This is a genomic window from Neobacillus sp. PS3-34, from assembly GCF_030915465.1.
Classification (GTDB): domain Bacteria; phylum Bacillota; class Bacilli; order Bacillales; family Cytobacillaceae; genus Neobacillus_A.
Genome location: NZ_CP133267.1, coordinates 4,817,012 through 4,840,247, shown reverse-complemented (window position 1 = coordinate 4,840,247; position 23,236 = coordinate 4,817,012). Strand labels below are relative to the sequence as shown.

Here is a 23,236-nt window from a genome sequence, read left to right as displayed (position 1 = left end):
TATGGTTTTATCTGCACTATTTAAAGAAGTCTTATTACTTTCGCTTATGGGGAGTATTTTAGCATTAGGGATACTTGTAATTAAGGCTATTTTTAGACAAAGACTTAGTGCAAAGCTTCATTATTATATTTGGATTTTGCTTGTACTTAGGCTAATAGTGCCAATAGACATTCAAAGTCATATAAGCTTTATAAGTTTTATTCCAATAGAACAGAAGAAACTTGATCATCATTTTATTGCAGAACAATATGTTCCTAACATAATACCAAACAGTACTATCGCAACCGAAAATACACCTTCTATAGAAGATAGTAAAGCATTAGCTGATCCAGGAATTTTAGGCGCTATTTTAAGTTATGATACTGCAGCGGTGTTGTGGATAATTGGTGTTTCGTCAATGTTACTCTATATTTTATGCGTAAATATCTTGATGAGGGCTAAATTGAAAAAGTGTTCATTCTGTGAAAGAGAAGACTTAATTGAAATTTTAGAAGCAGAAAAATCAAAGCTTAGAGTTAATTCAAAGATAAAAATTATTTATAGTAATTATTCGAAATCACCAGCAGTTTACGGGATGATCCATCCTAAAATTATTATTCCAGAGGAGCTTATAGACAAATTAACCCTGGAAGAGTTTAGGTTTGTGTTAAGCCATGAATTAACTCATATTAAGAACAAGGATTTAGTGGTAAACACCTTACTTATGATTGTTAAAGCAATCTATTGGTTCAACCCCTTAATCTGGTATTCACTTAATCAGGTAAAACAAGACTGTGAATTGGCTTGTGATGCGTCTGTCATCAGCACTTTAAAGACAGAAGAAGTCAAAAAATACGGTCTGACAATAATCAATATGCTTAGATTATTCTCAGAAAAAAGGAGTACCACTGGGACATTAGGATATGCAAGTAAATACAATAAACGAAGAATTGTTATGATTACACAATTTAAAAAAAGTTCGGCAATATGTGCAGTATTAGCTCTATCTCTTACAATTATGGTAGGCTTTTCAAGCACCATTAAACCTGGCAGTTCAGTTGTTAGCCCAAATGAAAACAGCGATATCAATAGTTCTACTCTGTCAGTGGAAAAAACATCTCAAGATCAAGCATCACAAAGCGACATAACACAAGACAAAACAAGCAATGCGTCAGCATCGAATAACAATACCTCTTCTTTATCATCTAATGGGGATACTCAGCGAAAACTTCTTTCAAGTATCATGCAATTGGCAAAGCAGGGTAAAATCATCAACTCAAAGTTTCCTGTTAAAACTACTGTTATAGAAGACGTAGAGAAAAAACTAGGAAATCCGGATAAGGCTGATTGGGTACCTAATGCTAAAGGAAATTATGCTGTCTTTTCAAAATACAATGTGGTATTTGGTTTCAACAAAGGGTCACAGATTTTTGAGGCGAGATCCTTTGATGAGAAATTAAATGAATTATCACTTTCTATGGTAAAGAAAGTATTTGGAACTCCGGCATATGATGTGAAAAGTAATGGCGAGGAAATTATTGGGTATGTTGCAAATTCGGAATACAAGATTTTGTTAGTATTTCCTATGCCTTCAAACAGCAATCCGGACCCGGTAATGGACCACTACTCCGTGCTTTACCCTAAGGGGACCTTTAATAATATGTCAAACGATACGGGAAGACAATGGTAATAAAAAATAAACAAAAAAATAACGGCTGCTAACGAGCTACGTTATAGGAAGTTGAACTCGAAATTATGTGAAAAAAACATGATAAAAACTTAAAACGAAAAATAAAAGGGAAATTGGAGTATGAAAAGACAAAGAAAATCTCGAAATAAACTACTTATTTTTACGATTCCACTTTTCATTTTAGCCTTAATCATTGGCGTTTATTATTATGCAATCAAAGAAAATAGTAGTGAAAAGACTACTCAAGGGAAAGAAATTCCAATTATTACTCAACCTTCCGAAACTAAAAATCCCGGTAAAAATACAGTGGATTCTGAGCGGAATTCAAATCTTGAGAAATTAGTAAAGGAAACGTTTTCCCTATCTAAGGTAGGCAAGGTTCCGAACATTTCCTTTGTTTCTGGTAAAACAGAATGGAAGGAAGTAAATCAAGAGTGGGGAAAATCAGAACATATTTCGGAAACTGTTAAAGGCAGATATGAGGAATACGTAAGTCATCATGCTACAATCGGCTATGCCGATCAGACTGTTAATGATATACGATCGTATGATTCTGAACTGCAAAATATCTCGTTAAATGAAATTGAGAAAACTGGTGGACAACCCGATGCCATTCGATACTATAAAGATTCAACTGTTGACCAAATGATACTTGTCTATCATGCAACGGCTTCTACTGATGTATTATGGGTTTTACCAGTAAAAACAGAGCAGGAACCAAATCCTAAAGTTGACCATATCTCACTCTTTACACAGATTGGTAAGAAATCAAATCAACAAACACAAGTTGAAAAACCGAATCAATTAGGAAATCAATCCATTTCAGAAGTGATTTCTAAAATGAGTTTAGAAGATAAAATTGGGCAGATGATTCTTACTGGAATTTCCGGGACCACGATGGATGCAAACGCAAAAAAATTAATAAACCAATACCATGTAGGAGGAATTATTTTTTACAAAAATAATCTCGCTACCCCTGCACAAACCATTCAACTTGTGAATCAAATGAAAGCTGAAAATAGTTCGAATTTACCTCTTTTCTTAGGCGTTGACCAAGAGGGTGGGCGTGTGACAAGATTGCCGGGTGGAATTGCTAACTTTCCTCCCAATAATAAGATTGGGCAGGTAAATAATCCCGCGTTTTCTTATAAAGTCGGAACCCTTTTAGGCCATGAATTAAGAGAATTTGGTTTAAATCTCGATTTTGCACCTGTTCTTGATATTACCAGCAATCCAAATAACCCTGTTATCGGGGATCGATCATTTGGGAATAATACGGAAATTGTAAGTAAACTTGGGATTCAAACGATGAAAGGGATTCAGTCGCAAAACGTAATCCCTACTATTAAGCATTTTCCTGGACATGGAGATACATCGGTTGATTCCCATCTGGAACTTCCAATTGTAAATAAGAGTCTTGAAGAACTCAAAAAACTAGAATTAATTCCCTTTGAACATGCAATTGATGATGGAGCTGATGTTGTGATGGTCGCCCATATTTTATTGCTTCAATTAGATAATACGAATCCAGCGTCCATGTCAAAAGTTGTCATGACGGACCTTCTTAGAAAACAACTTATTTTCAAGGGAGTAATCATAACGGACGATATGACAATGGGGGCCATAACAGAACATTTTGATATTGGCAAAGCAGCGGTGGAATCAGTAAAGGCAGGAAGCGATATTATTTTAGTAGGGCATGAATATAATAATGTTGTGAAGATTGCCTCCTCTCTAAAAACAGCAGTTCAAAATGGAGAAATTTCAGAACAAAGATTAAATGAAAGTATCGAAAGAATTATTCAACTAAAAAGGAAATATAGCATTAACGATATGAACGTAGAAAATCCTAACATAAATGAAATAAATCAATCAATCAATAGTCTACTGAATAATTATTTACATTAATTATTCATATTGGTTTGTGGTTAACCTTATAATACGAAGGGGCAGGTTAGCTTATATATGGCAATGATTTTTCGCCTCAAAAGAATATGCTACAATAATTAGTAGAGTATGAAAAAACGGTAGAATCTTATAATGTAATAAAACAGGAGTGTTGACATGGGTAATACAAACTTTTTAATGATTAAGCATAGTCGGATGGAAGGGGAGCGTATCATATTACGTCAGGTTTCACTTGATGATATCGATGATATGTATGAGTATACATCTGATGAAGGAACTACACGTTACATTTATGACCAACATACAGATGTTAACCAAACGAAGAAAATGATAGCAAACTATTATATGAAATCACCAATCGGTATGTATGCAATTGTTCTAAAAGAGAGCAACAAAATGATTGGGACGATTGAGTTTAGAATACATGAATGGAATAATAGTGGAGAACTAGGCTTTACATTGAATAGACATTTTTGGGGTAAGGGCTACATGACGGAAGCAGGGAAATTAATACTTGAATTAGCCTTTCATACACTAGGTTTAGACCGAGTGTTTGCGGGACATGATGTTAGGAATGGTGCTTCAGAAAAAGTATTGAGCCGTTTAGGTATGACATATGAAGGTACTCATCGTAGAGACCAAATGGTAAAAGGTGTCCTAACAGATACTGCACATTACTCTATATTAAAAGAGGAATATTTAAATTCTGAAAAAAAGGAAGAATAATAGGGTAATTAATTAGCTTATTGGACGTGGAATTATCATATTGAACAATATAAAAAAGTGAAGAACATTCTTTTGCTGAATTATACATTAATGATTCCAAAGACTTCGGATTAAAATTAATGGTTCAAAATGTGATTGCTTAGAGGCGAGTTGGAAATAAAGTTTTTATGAATTTTGAAATATTATACTTACCTATCCAGGGCATTCCTTTAATATTAAGGGGATGCTCTCTTCTAATTGAAGTAAAAGGTGCTTTAGCACAATAAGAATAAAAATATAGAACCAAAAATATGCAAGTTTTTATGCACTACTTGCCTATTTTGGCTCTTTTTAAATTCATAAAACATACTGCCGTTTATAGCATTTCTTAATTGCCAAATACAGGGTCATGTTAGTCATCATCTTTTTACTATAAAAAAATGCTGTTATTTCCATGTACTTCCTGGTCCGAGAAACGATTAATTTAATTAGAGTGGTAAGGCAACCAGAAAATAATAAATGTAAGCCAAAACACAAATACCCCCATTCAATAAATAAAAGCCGGTATTCCAATTTGTGGGATATCGGCTTTTGATTTATTTTTTTGTTATTTTTTTAGCGTATCATCTTTTTCTAAACATTCATTTATTTTTTGTTCAAACTCTTTCATTTCTTCCTTTGACATAATCATTGGAGCTATAAACATATATCCCAAGATTGCAGCTGTGACTGATATAAATAAATTTGAAACCAATCCCATACCTTTTTGCCAAAGAAACAAAGTTCCCATTACAATACAACCTATTATGACACTTAAAATACCTTTTAAGAAAGTTTTATTCAATTTAACCCTTCCTCATTTACCGTTATTATGGGCTCACTCCGCATAAAGCCTTTTAACGTGAATAAAGGTAGATGATTAAATCGCTTGAAAACCTTGATACCATTGGAATTCAGCGATTTTTTTACAATCCAGTTTTTCAGTGAAAGAAGGATTAACGCTTTTTGTGTAGAAGTTCTTATTGAACAAACGGGTGAGTTTAGTGAAAGAAGGAAGTTGAAAATTTCTGTTGAATTTTAAGAGACAAATTCAATAAATTGGAGAATCTTATGTCAATTAATACTGATAAAGGACAAAGAGGAATATGTGAAAAATATGGTGCTGAATATTTTCCAACAGGAGACAACTTGAAATTAGGGATTTCTAATAACGTAAAAGAAGGTATAATTCCTATTAATGGTCTTCGCCTATATCCAGAAGAAGGAACTTCTGGCTGGTTTATTTGGGCAGGAGAAGAATTTTCCGAAGATCCTGATTTTTTTGTTCCTCTTCACATTGAACATATTGATGAGTGGGCACTAGATATTAAAAAATATTTAGGTTTGGCACCTGGATGGCGATTTTTAATTGTTGGTGATTATGAAGATGTTTGGTTCGATAAAGAGATTCTTGACGATTTTGATTAAGAGTCTTATTTCGCTAACAGGGGGAAGAGTGGAACTGGGGTGCTGCGGCAGCTCTTTTTTGCTTATTGAACAAACGGGGAAGTTTTGTTTAATAAGTATTTATATTCTATAAAATTAACTTTAGGGAGATAAACAATAAATACTACTCAATTAGTATTAGTTAATTTATTAAAAGGAAGAGGCGTGGAATTTACAAAGGGATTAAATAAAGAAGAAATAGATGACATAGAGAAAATATACAAAATTAATTTCCCTCCGGATTATAGAGAATTACTTATGTATACGCTACCAATTTCTAATGGATTTGTTAACTGGAGAAATAAAAGCAAAGAAAATATAGAAAAAATAACTCACCAAATGAACTGGCCATTAGAAGGTATTATTTTTGATATTGAACATAATGGATTTTGGGTTGAAGGTTGGGGAGAAAAGCCTTCCGATTTAGAAGATGCAATTAATATTGCTACAATTAATTATGAAAATGTACCAAAACTGATACCGATTTATGGACATAGATACATACCCTCTTTCCCTTTTGAAAAAGGAAATCCAATTATGTCTGTATGGCAGACGGATATTATTTACTATGGTAAGAATTTATGGGACTATTTTTCAGTTGAATTTGGTTTTAAGCAACATCACGAAATTGATTTTGATAATATAAAGAAAATCCCTTTTTGGTATGACATATTTATGAGTTAATTCGTTTTATTATATTAACGGGAGGAAGAGTTGATAATCCAGTGTGATTGGCAGCTCTTTTTTTCCTTATTCGACTAAAGGGTGAGGTTAAATAAAATACGGTAGTTATCGTTAAGACAGGAGTAAGAGGATGTTGGCCAAAAGAAATATTTGTTTAAAGAGTTCGAATTTAATACATCCACTTCTAAACAAGAAATAGAAAAAGTGGAAGAAGTGTTGAATGTAAATTTTCCCCCAGATTATATTGAGTTTATGCTAAAGACAAATGGCGGCGAAGGAACTATTGGAGAAAGTTATTTGAAGTTATGGGAAATTCAAGAATTGATTGAAAGTAATGAGGATTACTCCGTGCCTGAGTTTGCACCTGGTTTATTAATCATAGGTTCCGATGGTGGCGGCACAGCTTATGGTTACGATTTCCGACAAGAAAGGCCTAAATTAGTAGAGGTTGACTTTATCGGAATGGACATTGAAAATCCAAATTATAGTACCGATGATTTCTTCGAGTTTATGAAATATCTCTACACTTATTAGGCATTCTTATTCAACTATCATGAGCGTTGATCCAGTAAGGATTAACGCCTTTTTTTAAGGAAGTTCTTATTGAACATACGGGTGAGGATAGTTAAGAAAAATAATATATACCCAAACAAATATGGTAAAATGAGGATATGATTTTCAGATGAATATTAAGGGAGAATGAGTAATGACAAAGAAGAAAAATGAAACGTTTGAATGGGTTAAATCAATATTAGGTGCACTTGTTATAGCATTTATTATTCGCTCTTTTTTCTTTACCCCCATTGTTGTTGACGGTGAATCAATGAAACCCACTCTCCAGGACAAGGACCGTATGGTAGTAACCAAAATTGGGGAACCGAAAAGATTTGATATTGTTGTTTTTCACGCCCCAGAAGGTAAGGATTACATAAAACGTGTAATCGGACTCCCAGGTGACAGTATTGAGTATAAAAATGATGTTTTATATATAAATGGGAAGACTTACAACGAGCCTTACTTAGAAAAATACAAGAAATCATTAAAAGATGGAGGAACCTTAACAGACTCTTTCACTTTAAAGGAAACCGCTATAGGTAGTGATACTGTTCCTAAAGATAGTTTGTTTGTAATGGGAGATAACAGAAGGCGAAGCAAAGACAGCCGTGATATTGGAGCGATACCAATGGAAAAGGTAATAGGGACAACAAATGTTGTTTATTATCCAATAAAAGATATTAAAATGGTAAATAACTAATTGCTACTTATTCATATTGTTGGACTGGTCTCTTCTTCAAAACCATCGGGTGCGTTGATCCAGGAAGGGTTAACCACCTTTTTTGTTGAATTCCTGTATTAAAGCTAAGATTGTGAAAAAATGCACTTCAACTAAACCAGCTAATAGTTTGTGAATATTTTTCAATAAAAAATTAAATTTCTCATGCTATACTAAAAATGTGCAAGCCAAATAACCTTCCTAAATTCTTCTTTTGGAAGGTTTTGTATTTTTTAGTTTTATTTATTATTTAAGCTATATCTTGGAAAGGTGAGTTACTTTTTAATAGTGCATAGATCCATTGTAAAAGCTTATTTGCACAGGCTATTACAGCTACTTTATAAGGCTTTCCTTCTTCCCGTTTCTTATCATAGAACTCTCGTAACCTCTTGTTGCGTGGGATGATATCTTTAGTTGTTTTCTTTTTTCGACAATCACGAATGGCACATTTAACGGCTAAATATAAGGCACGCCTAAGCCTGCTAGACTCTCTTTTTGTTATTCTGTTCACTGTTCCTTTGAACCTTCCTGATTCAAAGATACTAGGGTCAATTCCGGCAAATGCTACAAGTTTTTTAGGGTGATTAAACCGATCAATCTCACCAATTTCGGAAATAATCGTTGCCGCGATTTTTTCTCCGATACCAGGGATTGATTGGATAATCTTATATTCTATAAGTTCTTTTGCTAAAGCATCTATCTCAGTTTGAAACGCAGATAGGTGCTTTTGGTATTCTAAAAGCATATTGATATACATTTTTATCGTCAAAATATGGCTCTGGTATAAGGTTTTCTGAAAAGGATTCTGACCTGCTGCAAATATCAGTTCCTTTGCCTTTGTAGCCGCCCACTTACGAGAACGACTATTACAGTTTTTCTTTATTCTAATTGCTATCGTTTCTTCTCCAGTTTCTAAGACATCGTTAGATGTAGGATATTCTAGTAGAGTTAGTAAAGAAACAACTGAATATAAGTCCCCAAAAACACCTTTATACTCAGGAAAAACCTAATCAAGAACTGCTTGAAACTGCAGCTTAGCTTGTACAAATATTTCAGTTAAGTTTTCGTGTTGCCGTGTTAGATTACGAAGGTTTAAAAGGTGAATTCCTCGTTTTTTATAGGGCTCCAAATCCTCTTTATAGTACAATTCACAGAGATGATAAGCATCGATTTTATCTGTTTTTACTTTCCGTAAACTCGAGCTCTTTGCACGATAAGAGATAAGAGGATTGATTATAATTAATAAATAATCTCTGTCCTCAAAATACTGAACAACTGGAGTATGATAATGCCCTGTAGCTTCAAGAACAATTGGAGGTTTAACTCCTGTTAAATTCTCAATTTCTCTAAGAAATTGATGTAAAATATCTAATCCCTCTAGAGTATGTGATACTTTAAAACTACTTTTGTAAGGTTTTTTCTTATCCAAGAAAGCTTGAACCTGACTTTCGCCTTTTGCTATATCCAGACCAACGACTGGATTCATTTTTAAATCTCCTCCTCTAATAAATAAAATCACCGGTACCCCTATTTCCATCTTGCAGTATCATAGCTTCGCTTGTTAGACGAGATCTTGGTCCCAACCAGCCTCAAACATGTTTCTACAAGTAGGGGGCGAACTGTTTAGCTGACGGGATCGAGTCCCACGGGTGCTTACGTTCTACCCCGGCTACAGTTATAATAAAACCATATAAAAAATGGTCAACCAGAAATATCTGGCTGACCTTATAATACGAACGGGTGCCTTACTTGAAGATCCAGCTGCCAATGGCGAGCTTTTTTGATCAGCTACCGATGCAGGTTAACTTAAGAAGGGAAATAGAAATAAGTACATAAATATTTCAATTAGTAAAAAAAATGGGAGGACAAAGTCTTGGCAATTGTTCAAAAGGATGGATTTAACTCTCTTGATGGTCTTAACAGTGAGTACATTGTATTCGACAGCAATAGATTAAAAGAATACGTTGATTATATTAATGCTCAAGGTATTAGTGCAATTGCAATAAATGATTCATATTATTTAGACGATAACATTGATTTCTTAAGAAACTGCCCAAATGTGAAAAAGGTTAATATCAATGGTACTTTTATTGAAAATTACGAAGGGTTGAATTATCTAAACCACTTACATGTATTGTTTTTCGGTGACCCTAAAACAAAAGTTGATGTTTCAAAATTTCATGAATTGCAAGAACTCTACGTGGATATGAACAAAAACGTTGTTGGTATTAAAAAATGTATAAATTTAAGGGTTCTAAAAATGTGGAAATATAAACCTAAGACAAATGATCTTACGGAACTCTCTGATTTATCGAAGATTGAACAATTGGCCATGACTCAATCGACAATTATATCTCTAACTGGAATAAGTGCTTTTCCGAAACTATTGAAACTAGATCTTAACTTTTGCAGTAAACTAGAATCTATTAAACAAATATCAGAAGGTTCACAGAAAATAAAAGAGCTCGCTATCGAATCGTGCAAGAATATAAAGGACTTTAGTGAAATTAACACACTAAAGGAGCTTGAAAAGCTTCTTTTCACGGATAGTGGAGAAATTCCTTCGATAAGGTTTATTGAGGAACTTCCACAGCTTAAATCATTTGTTTTCATGGGGACTACTGTTGAAGATGGGAATTTAAATCCTTGTATTGGTCTAGAATACGTTGCATTCACTCAAAAAAAACACTATACACATAAGATGAAAGACTTTAATCTTTAAAATTTTGCTTTTTCTATACTAATTGCGAGTTATAAAGCTGCTACGGTAGCCATTTCTTATTCGACTAACGGGCAGGATTGTTGAATAACAGATGTTAGAAAAGAGAGGACATATAAATGAAAATTCCTTCTGAGTTAGACGGTGCAAAGGTTATTCAATATACAAAAAATGTAGTGTCAAATGACTTTGGTTTTGTTTTATATCAAGAGGAAAGCACTAAGAAAAAAGTCAAAATAACGGGGATAGCAATCGCTAAGTACGAAGACGGAGAGGGTTTTTATCTCTTTTCTTGCGACTTGAACTGGCAGGTAATTGGCGATTACTTCTTTTTTTCCTTAGATGAAGCAATCAAAGATGCAAGCGATGGATTTGGTGTTAAAAAGAATGATTGGCTTTATAACCGTTAAGCTTTCTTACTAAACAAACGGGGCAGAATAGTTCAATAAGTGTCCGAAAAAACTGGGAATTTATTGTGAAATGATAATTAGAAATAAAAATTCTAGGAGGGCTTATATGATATTTAATATCCTTGTATCTGTATTATTATTAGCTATAATGGTTGGCTTGGTTTTCTTATTATTCAAACTTGTTAAAGTGTTGAAGAAATAAAGAAAAAGCTCACAATCCTTATTGAACTAATGGAGGCGATTGTTCAATAAGGGCAGTCGCATCTCTTGTTCCGCTAACGGAGCAGATTAGTGAAAGAAGGTATTGACAAAAATAATGGAGAATATATACCCTAACCTTTATTTTAAGTAGGTGTTAGATATGAAGGGGAATTTTCCATCAATGGTAATTCTAAAAATAGAAAAGAGCCATTGTTTTGCTCAATTTTTGTTCGAAAAGATGAAATTTTATATACGTGAAATTTAATCAATCTTTTTTCAAAACCAACAATAATATAAAACAAAAAGGAGTAAGAGTAAGTTATGTGCCGAAACATTAGAACATTATTTAATTTTGACCCATCAGCTACCGAAGAAGAGATTCATGCAGCATCTCTTCAGTACGTCAGAAAGATAACAGGTTATAACAAGCCCTCAAAGGCGAATGAGGAGGCGTTTATTCGTGCAGTCAATGAGATTGCAATGGTTTCTAGAGAACTATTGAACACACTGGTAACGAGTACCGAGCCACGGAATCGTGAGGTCGAAGCTGAGCGTGCTCGTACTAGAGCAGCTAAAAGGTATGGAACAAATTAGATGACTAAAAATAGAAAAAAAGTGAAAGCTTTTTTGGATTTTTTAGCATTCGGGCGCTATCCTTGAACAAGATTAGCGCTCATTTTTTATTAAAGGATCAGATTGTTGAGTAACTCATTTTCAAAATAAATGGATATTTTAGATGAGATTGTGAAGAAATGTACTTAAACTAGAGTGGCAGTTTAGTTTATTAAAAAATACTTTTAAAGGGCAATTAGAAAGGGGTTTTGTTTACCACCTACTTAGGAGCCATTTTGTTTCTTTTATACATTGGAACAGGATATTTATGGATACCCATTACGATCCACATTCTAATAGATGCGAAATTTGTATTTTTTCCGTCTAAAAATGGAAGGTAACCATGCACCATAGCCCTCGGGAAATCGGTGCCAGACTCATTTTCTCTACTGAAGAGGACAAATCTGTGTAAATAGAAAAAACGGGGATTGACAGTCACACTACGGACGATTTTTTTACAAACCGTTGTTTATTGTTATAATGTATAAAGAAATGAAACAGATATTCGCAATGATGATTTTAGTGTTTGTAAGTGCAAGTAAAATTGATAGATTAAAGGATGAGAATAACCTGGATATAAACAACCATGAGTTAACAACATATATTTATACTTACGCCTGTACTGAGGATGAACAGTTTTTGTGTGCCTTGGAGATGCGCTCTTTATTCGGGAAAGAATCTGAATCTAGCGTTATGGAGAGCTTTGTAAAAATTGAACCGAGCAGAAGTCCGTTTATAAAGGAAAGAATTGGTGTGATTTATGAGGGGGAAAGCCTTCAGGATCTTCTCGAACAGGTTTCAACTTTACAATTATTTGGGGCATCGTTTAAAGTGATTTATGTAAAAAATGCTAGTCTTGCAAAATCGGAAAAAGAAGGCTTTGAGAACCGACGTAAAACGGAGAGAGAGATTGGATTACATGTCGACGGTGAAGCTGATTTGCGGAATCCAGATAGATTGTTTGGTGTTATGAATGTAAATGGAAGATGGATATTCGGTGACTATGTTAAAAGTGAATCTGTTTGGTTTCAACATCAAAAGAAGCCGCATAGTTATTCCACTGCTCTCAACACCCGTGTTGCAAGGGCAGTAGTGAATATCGCCATTCCAGCCCCAGGTGGGATAAAAGCAATCGATCCATGCTGTGGAATTGGAACCGTACTAGTCGAAGCCCGTTCAATGGGGATCGATATTGTGGGAAGCGACCGAAACCATCTAATCCTCGACGGAGCAAGAGAAAACATCGCACACTTTGGTCTTACTGGAGAAGTGAATTTAGCGGATATCAATGATGTCACAGGTCATTATGATGTAGCCATTATCGATTTGCCCTACAATTTGTGTTCTGTGATAACACCTGAAGAACAGTTGGAAATGCTCCAAAGTGCTCGCAGGTTTGCAAAGAAAGTGGTCGTGGTAACGGTTGAACCAATCGATGAGATTCTCTTAAATGCAGGATTTGCCATCATTGATCGAGCTGTCGCTAAAAAAGGGTTATTTACTCGTGAAGTGATGGTTTGTAATTGACCTTATTTAATAACTGTGTGTGCCTTGCTCGTTACAAGGTTAGTGGAAGGGAAGAAATGGATTACAAGGGCGGTAAAAGGCAACAGTGAAGAAGTAGCATAAATTTTCGAAATCATTTACAATATTGTCACATCGATGATGGACATATCGCTTAATATATTCGTGGAAAAGAGGCGGTAAAAATGGAAACAGTTAAAAAAATAACAGTAGAAACAACAGTTAATGCACCAGTAGAAAAGGTATGGGAATATTGGACAGAACCAACCCATATAACAAAATGGAACAGTGCTTCAGAAGACTGGCACACACCATTTGCTGAAAATGATTTAAGGCCTGGTGGGAAATTCTCTTCAAGAATGGAAGCCAAAGATGGAAGTTTTGGTTTCGATTTTGGTGGAGTTTATGATGAAGTGAAATTACATGAGGTTATTGCTTATACTCTAGGTGATGGAAGAAAAGTTAAAATCACTTTTAAAGGTCAAGAAAACGAAACCGAAGTAATTGAAACCTTTGATGCTGAAACAGAAAATCCAATTGAATTTCAACAGCAAGGATGGCAGGCAATTCTGGATAATTTCAAAAAATATGCAGAGCAAACAAATTCCTAGAAAAAAGTTCTAGCTAGAAAACATATTAATGGTGTGTGTCTGTGGTGATGATGATTCAATTACCACGGATACCACCATTTTTATTTTTGTGTTTTTTGTAAAAAGTCAGGGTTTCAGGCACCCTTCATGGGCAACTGTCCATTTAGGTGCCTGACATTTTTCTTTTAAAACGTAAAGCCGTTAGCAGTGCAGCTGTTGAAAAAATGACTTTTCAACTTATGAACGTGATAACAAATTTTTATACATTCTAATGACGGTCAAGTGCATACCTTCATGGTATAGGTTAAAGCTAAGGAATTGTTCCGGGGTTTCGAGTGTCATACCGGCAGAGGTGGTATAAGGCGGAATTACCTTTTCATGCAGCCGGTGTGCAAGTGTATCATGAATCCGTGCTTGCTGTTCTTTTAATAGAGTCTCTAACTCTAGCAGCGTTGGAACTCGATATGAAGCTGTGGCGTCTAATGGTGAAGTACCGTTTTCGAATTGCTCCTTGAATCCCTCGGGCAAATGCTGTGGAAGTCCTAAGTATTGGAAAGAGATCCGTTCTAAGACTACATAGATATGACCAAGATTCCAACGAATCGTATTGCGGAACCCTTCTGGGATACGGTCAGCCATTTCCTCCGTAACTCCATCCATCAACTTCAAGGTTTGACCTCGAACAAATGCTAGTTGGTTGAATAAAAACTGTTCCATCCTTCTCAACTCCTCAAATGTTTACATTATTTTACCATATTACATGTTTCTCTTAAAACTATTGTGAATTTGTTCTAAATCGGTTAAGGATAGTCATTACGGTAGATAACGGTGTCAGGCATTGCCAACGTTATACAACAAAAATTCGTGCATTTTGAAACATATGGAAATCTTGTTCGTATATTGTTTATAGGATTTTTTTTGGGGGGGTTGAAGGTGGGAGATGTAATATTGAATTTAATTTTAGTGATTCCCCTATACGCGGTACTTATTTGGAGTTATTTTTATCCAGAAGAAAGTATTTTATGGGGAAAACGATGGATGTACAAAGACGAACCTGAAGTATCTGACGGTGCCATTCGTTATATTAAAGTTGCCTCTTTAGTTAGTGCTATTGTAATAACTTTCTTATTTGTGATGTTTATTCTTAACCGCAAGTAGGGGGGATGGCTTAGTTAACTTTCCTTAAGCCTTTCCCTCCATGAATCTCTTGAATACCCTCCTCACAAACTCCAAATGAACGCCAGGAACAAGTTTCACAAACAATTTGAATATCGGAGGGAACGACAAATTTTCGGATGCACTCCTCAATGTCCGTCCAATTCAGAATTTGTCCGATTTCAAGCCCCATTTTTTCTAAAATAGCGGCATCTCTTTCATAAATATTGTCGTCTTGGCAGTGGTATTTACCTGAGTTGGGGTATTTTTCACATAACTGGTCTGGTCCCTTTACAAGCTGAATTAACGTCTTGGGGTTATCTCTTAAAGTTTGATGCAAACGTGTCATATTTTCCACGTACTCTTCTGAATAGCCCATTCCCCGATAGCCCAGAAGGCAAAAAAGATGATGACCTCGCAGCTTATACATAATGCTCCCTCCAGTTTACAGGTTCAAGTAAATTCAATTGTTAACTAATAGGTATTATCAGTTAACACATCTTATTCATCATAACATATCATTACTGTTCAAAAGGGACCTTTTTATTTGAACAAGGTCGATTCTAAATAAGTTTCCACTAATTAAAGGAAACACCTTCCTGGTTAGTTATTTATTTAAATGTCAATAAGGAATAAAACTATAAAGCCTAAAATATGCAAGTTTTTATGCACTACTTGAATATTTTAGGCTTTTTTATAATCATAAAATATACTGCCTTTAACAGCATTTTTTTGCCAAATTCGGATATAAATATGCGAAGAAAATAACTATAGAAATTTTAAAGAAATCAATAAGTTTATTCAATAACACTCGAAAGTGAAGGAAATTATATGGGCTTTATTCTTATAATTTATCCTCCTGCGAAAGAGCACTACTTACCCTAACTGGCGTTTAAATTGTTTACTGGCGAAGAAGTAAGAGATGATCATGATGCCGACGCACCAGGCAAGCGCAATCCAGATACCGTTGCCAACAGACCCATCATACAAGAGGGCACGGATTGCATTCACGATTGAAGTCACGGGCTGGTTCTCAGCGAACGCACGTACAATTTTAGGCATGGTTTCGGTGGGGACAAAAGCCGAACTGATAAACGGCAGGAAAATCAGCGGGTACGAGTAGGCTGTCGCCCCTTCCATAGAACCCGCTGTCAATCCGGGAATGACCGCGAGCCATGTCAGCGCCAGCGTAAACAGCCCGAGTATCCCAGCTACCGCGAACCAATCCAGGATATCAGCGCTGGAACGGAAGCCCATCAAGAGCGCGACGAGGATAACCATCACGATAGTTAGCGCATTGGAAACAAGCGAGGTCAACACGTGAGCCCACAATACCGACGAGCGCTTGATGGGCATAGTAATGAAACGCGCCATCAGCCCGCTCTTTACATCCGTAAACAGCCGCACGGAAGTGTAAGCAACGCCTGATGCGATAGCCATCAGCAAGATTCCCGGCAATAAATAATTGACGTAATTGTCCGTGCCTGTCTCTATGGCGCCGCCAAATACGTAGACAAACAGCAGCATCATCATAATTGGCGTAATCGCCACCGTGATAATCGTATCCGGGCTCCGCATGATGTTGCGCATTAAACGCCCAAGTAATACCCCTGTATTGCTTTTCATTTACATCTCCTCCTTTTTGCCGATGATCGCGAGGAAGATTTCCTCCAATGTCGGCTGCTTCTCGATGTACTCCACTTCCGCTGGAGGGAACATCTCTTTGAGTTCGGTAAGGGTACCGGTCGTGATGATTTTTCCGCCATGCAGGATGGCGATACGGTCTGCCAGTTGTTCGGCTTCCTCCAGGTACTGGGTCGTCAGCAAGATGGTCGTGCCGCCGCCGGCAAGCTCCTTGACGGTATCCCATACTTCAACACGCGCTTCGGGGTCAAGCCCTGTCGTCGGTTCGTCGAGAAAAATGACTGCTGGCGTCCCGATCAGGCTCATGGCGATGTCAAGCCGGCGCTTCATCCCGCCGGAATATTTGTCCGCCCGGCGGTTGGCCGCATCGGTCAGGCTGAATCTTGCAAGCAGATGGTCGGCGGCTTGAGTGGGATTGGAAACTCCTCGTAACTTGGCGATCATCATCAGGTTTTCCCGCCCAGTGAGCATGCCGTCTAGAGCTGCGAATTGCCCTGTCAGGCTGATGCTCTGGCGAACATGATCCGGTTGACGTTGGACGTCAAAGCCGCAAATACCTACTTCACCGCCATCGGGCTTCATCAGCGTCGAGAGGATGTTGACCGTTGTCGTCTTGCCCGCTCCATTTGAGCCAAGCAGTGCGAAAATTTCGCCACGTCGCACCTCAAAATCCACCCCCTTTAAGACTTCCTTGTCTTTAAAGGATTTTTTTAATCCTTTTACAGAAATCGCTGCATTGCTCATACTTTTTTCCTCCTTATTAAAAGTGTCTTGCGGATCTGAATTGCCTTTACTTTACTATTAAGTCTGACTGATAATCTGTATTACTTATTACTGAATTAAAAAAACAACTGAATAGAGAAGGTGATAATTCACATTTGTAACCAGCTATTCAGTCGGTATGATCTCTTGAATTTATTTTTTTCCCAATCGCTTCATGATACTCTGATTCAAATCTTCACGATACTTGGCAACATAGGTTTTAGCGTTTGCCACTAGTTCGTCGGCAAAGGTCGCCACATCGTCCCCAGTGATTTCCAGCACTTGTCTGCCTTCCGCCGCACCGGCTTCAAACAAATCAATTAATTCATACTGTATGTGCAGCATATCCATCCCGTTGCCTGCTGTGAATTTCCACATGTAGTTTTGTATTTTCTTAAATACATACTGGTAGTCCTCTGGCAGGGCTTCAACCCTTGCCATCATCATCTTGTATTCTTTTTTATCACCAATCATTTTTTTGAACATTTCCATCATGTTATTTTTCCTCCTTTTTTATAGTGAACAAGACACTCCAAAAATAATGGACTGAATATCTTATGAAGCTAGTTTGACTTCAAGACGTTAATTTTTGATGATACAAAATCCCATTTTTTCCAAAATAATTCAAGTTCCTGGCGGCCAGCCTCATTAAGTGAGTAAAACTTGCGGGGCGGCCCATATCTGACGGTTTTTTTTCTATGCTCACCAGTTTTTTCTTTTCTAATCGCACGAGGATGGTGTATACCGTCCCTTCCACGACTTCGGTAAACCCAAGCTCGTTCAGGCGTCGGGTAATCTCGTAGCCATAGGTTTCATGGCGGCTGATGATTTCCAGCACACAGCCTTCAAGCGAACCCTTCAGCATTTCAGTTAAATTTTCCATTTTTAGAATCACCTCTATTCTGTCTGACTTATATTCAGTATAACTTAGTACTGAGGGAAATTTTTACTTAATAGCTTTTGGGAAATCCCGCTATTAAGCATTACTTATACATGCACTTTTTTAACACCGAGTAGGAGGGGTGTCAACTATTGCTGTCGGTATCCAGTGTGACTTACTACAGGTATATCGTAACACGTAGTAATGGCGCAGTCAACTGGATTTTCTAAATATTGTTAAAACCAGCTAACCCATTGGATTTCTTGAACTAACCATTGTGTAGTTTAATTGAATGCTAATTTAAAGGCATGCAAAAAGCAATCGATACGTAACGTATCAAAAAGGCCTTACAAAATGGAAAAGAAACGGAAGCGGATATTCTTTTTCGCTATTCCTCACTGAATCTGGAGGAATATCACAAGCTTAAGAATTGCTGTTTTGATGTAAATCATCATGCAGAAGAAAGAGTGAAACAAAAAGAAATCGAGAAAATCAAAAGAGCCGTTCAAGATGGGCAAATGGAATCCGCTGAGCATCTATTTCAGTATTCGGACTTATCCAGAAACGAGTTTACAGAGCTACTTGAAATTTACCAAAGGAAAGATCGATAAAACAGAATCCTAAAAGGGATGGCTCTAAAAATGGAGCTGTACACGTGTATAATATTCATGGACATCCTAAAGGAATTAAAAATTCCGGTATCCAGGATCAAATTTACTCACCGGAACGAAGAGGTATGAGGGGAGGAGGAGAGTGAACCTTCTCTTTTTTTATGCAGTTTTTTATTCGTCATTTAAAGGCAGAAAAAAAGCATATCGAAGCACCAAGTCAAATAAAGGCTTTGTACTCGAAAACAAAACCCGCCATTAAGCACCCGTAAGTTGTACAAGTTCATTTGGCACTAAAGCATTTTTGATAAATAAGCGGAGAAATTCCTCTTAATTAGGAAATAGCACTGAAAATAGCTTGAATAGACGGAAAGATTCCGACTATTGGCTCAAAAAGCGTGAAAATGGTTAATTTTTCTTTGCTTAATCGGAAAAACTCCGCTTATATACCCCGAACCGAGCTCTATTCTGTAGTCTAACCGGAAAACCTCCGCTTATTTTAAATATCACTGGTTACTCACAACGTTTTTCAAAAAAAGGTAGTGCATTTTGAAACATATGGAAATTTTATTCGTATATTGTTTAAACGATTTTTTTTGGGGGTACTGAAGCTGGGAGAAGTAATATTGTATTTAATTTTATTGATCCCAATATATGCTGTACTAATTTGGAGTTATTTTTATCCAGAAGAAAGTATTTTATGAGGATAACGATGGATGTACAATGACGAACCTGAAGTATCAGACGGTGCCATTCGTTATATTAAAGTTGCCTCTTTAGTTAGTGTTGTTGTATTATCTCTTTTTTTGATTTTAATTCTTTACCAAATGTAGGGGGCAATATTCAGGGGTCTGTTCACTGAAATAAAATAAAAAAGAGTTGATGCTACTAAAATTTAGAATTTATTCTATAGCCTTTCAAAAAAAACGAGCCAATATGAAATAGAATGTAAAGCTACCATAAGCCACCCTACATAAAAAGGGTGGCTTTTTGTGTGAAGAAAAATCCTCTTCGGCCACCAGTTTGTCTATCGATGATATTTTTTTAGGTATCGACTGTCCTTTTTCGTCACTTCTTTATATATAAAGGGTGAAGGATTTGATTTTAAAAAAGACAGGAGAGTTCCAATGACCAATTTATTAATCAATGAACATCCCTTAATCGTTCTTCCATCGCTCGCAATCAAAATTGGATTAAATGAAGCAGTGGTGTTGCAGCAAATGCATTATTGGTTAGAGTCCAGCAAGCATGTGATTGAAGGGAGGAAATGGATTTATAACACGTATAAGGATTGGCAAATGCAAATGCCGTTTTGGCATGAAAATACGATTAGAAAAACGATCCTTTCACTGGAACAGAAAGGTTACTTAATCTCAGCCAACTGGAATCGGTCTAAAATCGATAAAACCAAATGGTATACGATTGATTATATAAAGCTTGCGGAAATGGAAGAAACATCGATGATAGTGACGGAGGTTTCGACTCACATTCTTGAGCCGTCCTCACAACAGGAATTGTCACTGGAGGAAACAACAATTGTACCACCAATACCAGAGATTACTACAGAGATTACTTCAAAGACTACCACAAAAGAACATATACCGTTTGCTGAAATCATTGATTACTTAAATCTGAAAACCCAAACAAACTATCGGTACAGTTCGAACAAGACGCAGGAGCTGATTCGGCCAGATGGAGAGAAGGATTTACAGTTAGGGACTTTAAGCAAGTGATTGACCTGAAGTCGGATGAATGGCGGGACCCAAAATGGAGTAAATTCCTAAGGCCAGACACTGTTTGGGAACAAGTTTGAATCGTATTTAAATCAAAAAGTCGGCAATAGAAAGTGGAGAAAGGAGGATTTCGATCTAAATGACTAAGGACGAGGTATTTGAGCTCATGTCGCTAATTGATGAGTATTATGACTGCTTCTCTCCTGACCAGCGCAAGATTAATGCCTGGTACGAGGCATTAAAGAAATCCTCCTTTGAAGAACTAAAACAGAATCTTGTTGCTTTTGCCAAGGTATCACCGGTGCCGCCAAAGGTTTCGGATCTTATCAGAAAAAAAACAGCTTCATCCAGGGATATCCCGAATGTCATGGAGACCATGGCTTTTCTATCGCGGCATGTGAAACCGGCAAAAGAGGAAGTTGTCCAGCAGGAGTTGGCAAAGATGAGAGAAATCCTGGGAATACGGAGGCGGTGAAATCAATGTTCGATCCAAGGCTTGTAAATACAGAGGCGGAGCAAGCAGCAGTTGGCGCCCTGTTTTTGGAGGATGGACTAATCAAGGATTGCACCATCACTCCTGATCAGCTTTTCTCGAGAAAATTGCGGAAGCTCCTCGCTGCCATGAAAGAGCTGGATGAAAAAGGGAAGCCAATCGATGTTATTTCGGTCGTGGAACAGATTGGTGCCAATAACCTGGAAGACATCGGCGGCATCTCCTATATTACCAAGCTGGCGGGGAGTGTTCCTACTACCGCAAATTTTCACTACTACCAGGGAATCGTCAAAGAGTATGCGAAAAAAAGACAAGCGATCGAAGCCGCAAAGATACTGATAGAAAATGCCAAAACCGATGATATCAATCAAACATTGAGGGAAGGCATTTCCCGATTAATGGAAATAGAGGATACCAATCACGAGGACCATCTCGGCGATATTAAGCTGTCATTAATAGAGTTATATTTTGATTGTGAAAAGGAAAAGGAGGAGCTGTTAGGGATTCCAACTGGATTTCAAGGGATGGATAACCTGACAGGCGGATTCCAAAAATTCGATTTCGTCATTGTCGGTGCACGTCCAAGTATGGGAAAGACAGCATTCGCATTAAATATTGCCCTGAACGCAGCGGAAAAGGACATTTGCCTATTTTTCTCACTGGAAATGCCCGTAAAACAATTGCTGAAAAGAGCTGCGAGCACAATTGGCGAAATCAGCTCAGTTAAAATGAGAAACCCGAAGCAATTTTTTGTAAAAGACGATTGGAGCCGTCTCTCACATGCGATGGGGAAGATCTCGAACAGCCAATTACATATTTTTGACCGCGTGGGAATGAATATTAACTATATTTGGTCCAAGGTAAGAAAAGTGAAGAGAGAGTACGGAGATGATAAAAGAATCCTTGTCATCATCGATTACCTTCAGTTGATTCCAGGTGAAAATAAATACCAATCGAACCGCCAAATTGAAATTAGTGAAATCAACCGAGCTCTTAAACTTATGGCAAGGGAAATGAATATTGTCGTTATGGCACTTTCGCAGCTGAGCAGGGGTGTAGAGAGCAGGCAGGATAAACGGCCGATGTTATCAGATCTGCGTGAAAGCGGACAGATTGAGCAGGATGCCGATGTTATTTCATTCCTTTACCGGGATGATTATTATCAAAGGGACGTTGAAGAAAAAGACATCGTCGAGATTATCGTCGCAAAGCAGCGAAATGGACCGATTGGGACAGTGAAGCTGGGTATTCAGAAGGAGTTTGGCAGGTTTGAGGATTATAGGTAATCATCCCTTCTGCGGAAAATCTCATTTATAACATTAAATCAATATGAGACGTTTTATCTTTCTTTTTAGGATAAATTTTAAAAAAGTCTGGAATTTTTTGTGACGAGCGGTAGAGCATTTCAGATACAGTTATACATTTATACCCGTTTTTATATAAAAAGTCCAAAATGTTATCCAAGGCTTTAACTGTTTGACAAGTCTGAGAATATTCACTTCCATGCCAATCATGAAATAGAATGATACTGCCCGGCTTTACTCCTTTTGTTATATAGTTACGCATTTGACTTACAGGAGGATCCGACCAATCACGGGTATCTTGATTCCATAATACGACTTCTTTTCCGTTTTTTATTGCGGTATTTATAATTAAATCATTATAATGGCCTCCTACGGGACGATAGAGGGACGGTGTAAAACCAGTGATCCTATGTATAATTTTATCTGTTTCTTTTATTTCTGATGATAGTTTTGCTGACGTAATATTATTATAAATATGATGGTAAGTGTGATTAGCAATTTCGTGTCCTTCTTTTACTTCCTGTTTTAAAATATCAGGAAAACGAATTACTTTATTACCAGCTACAAAAAAGGTGGCCTTAGCATCATATTTAGCTAATATTTCAAGTATTTGAGGAGTAAAAACAGGATGTGGTCCATCATCAAAAGTAAGAGCAACTAATTTTTCGTTTGTATTAACTTCCCAAATAACACGCCCGGTTTTTTCATATGCCTCCCGACTATTAGTGGAGGCATATGTAGTTGTTTGATAAGAAAACAAACTAATTAATAAAAGAATCGTAAAGAACAATATATTTTTCATCAGATGCTCTCCTCATTAATAATGGACTTATTTTATGTAGTCTTTATTAATATTATTTAATGAGAAACATATGAC

General features: G+C 36.7%; 25 protein-coding genes and 3 pseudogenes. 19 read left to right on the top strand and 9 right to left on the bottom strand.

Annotated elements, in window-relative coordinates; translation table 11 throughout:
• Position 1 precedes the first annotated feature (1 nt).
• The 3 genes from RCG23_RS25460 (at position 2) to RCG23_RS25450 (ending at position 4,303) form a co-directional block, all read left to right on the top strand.
• Complete coding sequence (locus RCG23_RS25460; protein WP_308177973.1) at positions 2 to 1,669, top strand: M56 family metallopeptidase; 1,668 nt, start codon at positions 2 to 4, stop codon at positions 1,667 to 1,669.
• 120 nt (positions 1,670 to 1,789) lie between these two features.
• A complete protein-coding gene (gene nagZ / locus RCG23_RS25455) occupies positions 1,790 to 3,577 on the top strand; it encodes a beta-N-acetylhexosaminidase (RefSeq protein ID WP_308177972.1) in 1,788 nt (595 codons plus the stop codon).
• Positions 3,578 to 3,733: 156 nt separating this feature from the next.
• Positions 3,734 to 4,303 (top strand): GNAT family N-acetyltransferase, encoded by a 570-nt coding sequence (locus RCG23_RS25450; protein WP_308177971.1) that lies wholly within the window; start codon positions 3,734 to 3,736, stop codon positions 4,301 to 4,303.
• A gap of 586 nt (positions 4,304 to 4,889) precedes the next feature.
• On the opposite strand, the gene RCG23_RS25445 is transcribed toward RCG23_RS25450, so the two are convergent.
• The gene (locus RCG23_RS25445) at positions 4,890 to 5,126 is read right to left on the bottom strand and encodes a hypothetical protein (protein WP_308177970.1); all 237 of its coding nucleotides are present in this window, start codon (positions 5,124 to 5,126) and stop codon (positions 4,890 to 4,892) included.
• 266 nt (positions 5,127 to 5,392) lie between these two features.
• Between RCG23_RS25445 and RCG23_RS25440 the strand changes: the two are divergent.
• The 4 genes and pseudogenes from RCG23_RS25440 to lepB form a co-directional block, all read left to right on the top strand.
• Positions 5,393 to 5,740, top strand: a pseudogene (locus RCG23_RS25440) (DUF4262 domain-containing protein); the annotation flags it as partial.
• A 192-nt stretch (positions 5,741 to 5,932) separates the two neighbouring features.
• Complete coding sequence (locus RCG23_RS25435; RefSeq protein ID WP_308177969.1) at positions 5,933 to 6,451, top strand: SMI1/KNR4 family protein; 519 nt, start codon at positions 5,933 to 5,935, stop codon at positions 6,449 to 6,451.
• A gap of 150 nt (positions 6,452 to 6,601) precedes the next feature.
• Positions 6,602 to 6,985, top strand: coding sequence for an SMI1/KNR4 family protein (locus RCG23_RS25430; RefSeq protein ID WP_308177968.1), 384 nt, complete (start codon positions 6,602 to 6,604; stop codon positions 6,983 to 6,985).
• 172 nt (positions 6,986 to 7,157) lie between these two features.
• The gene (lepB, locus tag RCG23_RS25425; RefSeq protein ID WP_308177967.1) at positions 7,158 to 7,706 is read left to right on the top strand and encodes a signal peptidase I; all 549 of its coding nucleotides are present in this window, start codon (positions 7,158 to 7,160) and stop codon (positions 7,704 to 7,706) included.
• Positions 7,707 to 7,974: 268 nt separating this feature from the next.
• On the opposite strand, the pseudogene RCG23_RS25420 reads toward lepB, so the two are convergent.
• Positions 7,975 to 9,210: pseudogene (locus RCG23_RS25420) on the bottom strand (IS110 family transposase).
• Positions 9,211 to 9,597: 387 nt separating this feature from the next.
• Between RCG23_RS25420 and RCG23_RS25415 the strand changes: the two are divergent.
• The 6 genes from RCG23_RS25415 (at position 9,598) to RCG23_RS25395 (ending at position 13,801) form a co-directional block, all read left to right on the top strand.
• A complete protein-coding gene (locus tag RCG23_RS25415; RefSeq protein ID WP_308177966.1) occupies positions 9,598 to 10,446 on the top strand; it encodes a hypothetical protein in 849 nt (282 codons plus the stop codon).
• Positions 10,447 to 10,562: 116 nt separating this feature from the next.
• On the top strand, positions 10,563 to 10,853 hold the full coding sequence (locus RCG23_RS25410) for a hypothetical protein (RefSeq protein WP_308177965.1): 291 nt from the start codon (positions 10,563 to 10,565) through the stop codon (positions 10,851 to 10,853).
• Positions 10,854 to 11,375: 522 nt separating this feature from the next.
• Positions 11,376 to 11,648, top strand: coding sequence for a DUF2277 domain-containing protein (locus RCG23_RS25405; protein WP_308177964.1), 273 nt, complete (start codon positions 11,376 to 11,378; stop codon positions 11,646 to 11,648).
• A gap of 227 nt (positions 11,649 to 11,875) precedes the next feature.
• The gene (locus tag RCG23_RS26135) at positions 11,876 to 12,007 is read left to right on the top strand and encodes a hypothetical protein (RefSeq protein ID WP_374049792.1); all 132 of its coding nucleotides are present in this window, start codon (positions 11,876 to 11,878) and stop codon (positions 12,005 to 12,007) included.
• A gap of 235 nt (positions 12,008 to 12,242) precedes the next feature.
• Positions 12,243 to 13,193 (top strand): TRM11 family SAM-dependent methyltransferase, encoded by a 951-nt coding sequence (locus RCG23_RS25400; protein WP_374049876.1) that lies wholly within the window; start codon positions 12,243 to 12,245, stop codon positions 13,191 to 13,193.
• A gap of 182 nt (positions 13,194 to 13,375) precedes the next feature.
• Entirely contained in the window at positions 13,376 to 13,801 is a 426-nt protein-coding gene (locus RCG23_RS25395) for an SRPBCC family protein (RefSeq protein ID WP_308177962.1), read from the top strand.
• A gap of 216 nt (positions 13,802 to 14,017) precedes the next feature.
• Here the strand turns inward: RCG23_RS25395 and RCG23_RS25390 are convergent, their stop codons facing one another.
• A complete protein-coding gene (locus RCG23_RS25390) occupies positions 14,018 to 14,497 on the bottom strand; it encodes a DinB family protein (RefSeq protein ID WP_308177961.1) in 480 nt (159 codons plus the stop codon).
• A gap of 216 nt (positions 14,498 to 14,713) precedes the next feature.
• On the opposite strand from RCG23_RS25390, the gene RCG23_RS25385 reads away from it, so the two are divergent.
• The gene (locus RCG23_RS25385) at positions 14,714 to 14,938 is read left to right on the top strand and encodes a DUF6199 family natural product biosynthesis protein (RefSeq protein WP_308177960.1); all 225 of its coding nucleotides are present in this window, start codon (positions 14,714 to 14,716) and stop codon (positions 14,936 to 14,938) included.
• 10 nt (positions 14,939 to 14,948) lie between these two features.
• Here the strand turns inward: RCG23_RS25385 and RCG23_RS25380 are convergent, their stop codons facing one another.
• The 5 genes and pseudogenes from RCG23_RS25380 to RCG23_RS25360 all read right to left on the bottom strand — a co-directional run bounded on the left by RCG23_RS25380 (position 14,949) and on the right by RCG23_RS25360 (position 18,224).
• Positions 14,949 to 15,365, bottom strand: a complete 417-nt coding sequence (locus RCG23_RS25380) for a DUF1284 domain-containing protein (protein WP_308177959.1) — start codon at positions 15,363 to 15,365, stop codon at positions 14,949 to 14,951.
• A 446-nt stretch (positions 15,366 to 15,811) separates the two neighbouring features.
• Entirely contained in the window at positions 15,812 to 16,561 is a 750-nt protein-coding gene (locus RCG23_RS25375) for an ABC transporter permease (RefSeq protein ID WP_308177958.1), read from the bottom strand.
• On the bottom strand, positions 16,562 to 17,323 hold the full coding sequence (locus tag RCG23_RS25370) for an ABC transporter ATP-binding protein (protein WP_308177957.1): 762 nt from the start codon (positions 17,321 to 17,323) through the stop codon (positions 16,562 to 16,564). It abuts the gene before it with no gap.
• A gap of 171 nt (positions 17,324 to 17,494) precedes the next feature.
• Positions 17,495 to 17,836, bottom strand: a complete 342-nt coding sequence (locus tag RCG23_RS25365) for a DUF1048 domain-containing protein (RefSeq protein ID WP_308177956.1) — start codon at positions 17,834 to 17,836, stop codon at positions 17,495 to 17,497.
• A gap of 68 nt (positions 17,837 to 17,904) precedes the next feature.
• Positions 17,905 to 18,224: pseudogene (locus tag RCG23_RS25360) on the bottom strand (PadR family transcriptional regulator).
• Positions 18,225 to 18,688: 464 nt separating this feature from the next.
• Between RCG23_RS25360 and RCG23_RS25355 the strand changes: the two are divergent.
• From RCG23_RS25355 to dnaB, 5 genes are all read left to right on the top strand, one after another.
• The gene (locus tag RCG23_RS25355; RefSeq protein ID WP_308177955.1) at positions 18,689 to 18,832 is read left to right on the top strand and encodes a hypothetical protein; all 144 of its coding nucleotides are present in this window, start codon (positions 18,689 to 18,691) and stop codon (positions 18,830 to 18,832) included.
• Between the two features lie 1,124 nt (positions 18,833 to 19,956).
• Entirely contained in the window at positions 19,957 to 20,562 is a 606-nt protein-coding gene (locus tag RCG23_RS25350) for a replication protein (RefSeq protein WP_308177953.1), read from the top strand.
• Positions 20,559 to 20,642: a conserved phage C-terminal domain-containing protein gene (locus tag RCG23_RS26130; protein WP_374049875.1), complete on the top strand. Its 84-nt coding sequence runs from the start codon at positions 20,559 to 20,561 to the stop codon at positions 20,640 to 20,642. The genes RCG23_RS25350 and RCG23_RS26130 overlap by 4 nt, the downstream gene beginning before the upstream one ends.
• Positions 20,643 to 20,701: 59 nt before the next feature.
• A complete protein-coding gene (locus RCG23_RS25345; RefSeq protein WP_308177952.1) occupies positions 20,702 to 21,037 on the top strand; it encodes a replicative helicase loader/inhibitor in 336 nt (111 codons plus the stop codon).
• Positions 21,038 to 21,042: 5 nt separating this feature from the next.
• Positions 21,043 to 22,341 (top strand): replicative DNA helicase, encoded by a 1,299-nt coding sequence (gene dnaB, locus RCG23_RS25340; protein WP_308177951.1) that lies wholly within the window; start codon positions 21,043 to 21,045, stop codon positions 22,339 to 22,341.
• A gap of 25 nt (positions 22,342 to 22,366) precedes the next feature.
• Here the strand turns inward: dnaB and RCG23_RS25335 are convergent, their stop codons facing one another.
• The gene (locus RCG23_RS25335) at positions 22,367 to 23,161 is read right to left on the bottom strand and encodes a polysaccharide deacetylase family protein (protein ID WP_308177950.1); all 795 of its coding nucleotides are present in this window, start codon (positions 23,159 to 23,161) and stop codon (positions 22,367 to 22,369) included.
• Positions 23,162 to 23,236: the final 75 nt, after the last annotated feature.

What these genes read in the sequence shown, in the direction of transcription:
- RCG23_RS25370 (WP_308177957.1), bottom strand. Translation starts at nt 17,323, where the DNA reads ATGAGCAATGCAGCGATTTCTGTAAAAGGATTAAAAAAATCCTTTAAA.
- RCG23_RS25395 (WP_308177962.1), top strand. Translation starts at nt 13,376, where the DNA reads ATGGAAACAGTTAAAAAAATAACAGTAGAAACAACAGTTAATGCACCA.
- RCG23_RS25390 (WP_308177961.1), bottom strand. Translation starts at nt 14,497, where the DNA reads ATGGAACAGTTTTTATTCAACCAACTAGCATTTGTTCGAGGTCAAACC.
- RCG23_RS25405 (WP_308177964.1), top strand. Translation starts at nt 11,376, where the DNA reads ATGTGCCGAAACATTAGAACATTATTTAATTTTGACCCATCAGCTACC.
- RCG23_RS25460 (WP_308177973.1), top strand. Translation starts at nt 2, where the DNA reads ATGGTTTTATCTGCACTATTTAAAGAAGTCTTATTACTTTCGCTTATG.
- RCG23_RS25450 (WP_308177971.1), top strand. Translation starts at nt 3,734, where the DNA reads ATGGGTAATACAAACTTTTTAATGATTAAGCATAGTCGGATGGAAGGG.
- dnaB (WP_308177951.1), top strand. Translation starts at nt 21,043, where the DNA reads ATGTTCGATCCAAGGCTTGTAAATACAGAGGCGGAGCAAGCAGCAGTT.
- RCG23_RS25380 (WP_308177959.1), bottom strand. Translation starts at nt 15,365, where the DNA reads ATGTATAAGCTGCGAGGTCATCATCTTTTTTGCCTTCTGGGCTATCGG.
- RCG23_RS25350 (WP_308177953.1), top strand. Translation starts at nt 19,957, where the DNA reads ATGACCAATTTATTAATCAATGAACATCCCTTAATCGTTCTTCCATCG.
- RCG23_RS25345 (WP_308177952.1), top strand. Translation starts at nt 20,702, where the DNA reads ATGACTAAGGACGAGGTATTTGAGCTCATGTCGCTAATTGATGAGTAT.
- RCG23_RS25335 (WP_308177950.1), bottom strand. Translation starts at nt 23,161, where the DNA reads ATGAAAAATATATTGTTCTTTACGATTCTTTTATTAATTAGTTTGTTT.
- RCG23_RS25365 (WP_308177956.1), bottom strand. Translation starts at nt 17,836, where the DNA reads ATGATGGAAATGTTCAAAAAAATGATTGGTGATAAAAAAGAATACAAG.
- lepB (WP_308177967.1), top strand. Translation starts at nt 7,158, where the DNA reads ATGACAAAGAAGAAAAATGAAACGTTTGAATGGGTTAAATCAATATTA.
- RCG23_RS25410 (WP_308177965.1), top strand. Translation starts at nt 10,563, where the DNA reads ATGAAAATTCCTTCTGAGTTAGACGGTGCAAAGGTTATTCAATATACA.
- nagZ (WP_308177972.1), top strand. Translation starts at nt 1,790, where the DNA reads ATGAAAAGACAAAGAAAATCTCGAAATAAACTACTTATTTTTACGATT.
- RCG23_RS25375 (WP_308177958.1), bottom strand. Translation starts at nt 16,561, where the DNA reads ATGAAAAGCAATACAGGGGTATTACTTGGGCGTTTAATGCGCAACATC.